Genomic DNA, 269 nt, shown 5'->3' on the forward strand with positions numbered 1-269 from the left:
AAATGGTAATACGAACTATTCCTATTTACAAATCATGAACGAGGGAGGCGCTCACGCAGGACTCGACGCAGCATATGGTGTTCAGCGCAGCAGCGGCAGTGGATCGCGCGCGCCGTCGGCGCCGTAGATGCCCCAGTGCAAGCCAGCCAGCAACAACGCGAACACGCCACTGGCAGTGACCAACGTGGCGGTGCCGAGGTTGGGCTGCATGAGGATCAACACCGCCGGCACGCCGATCAGCAGCGCGGCGGTCAATACCGTGCGCGGCG

At 62.1% G+C, this 269-nt stretch carries 1 pseudogene; it reads right to left on the bottom strand.

The window, feature by feature from the left end:
* Positions 1 to 90: 90 nt before the first annotated feature.
* A pseudogene (locus ABGA94_RS15530) lies at positions 91 to 269 on the bottom strand (rod shape-determining protein RodA); the annotation flags it as partial.

It is taken from the genome of Stenotrophomonas sp. 3diitr2024, assembly GCF_042136455.1.
GTDB classification, from domain to species: Bacteria; Pseudomonadota; Gammaproteobacteria; order Xanthomonadales; family Xanthomonadaceae; genus Stenotrophomonas; species Stenotrophomonas sepilia.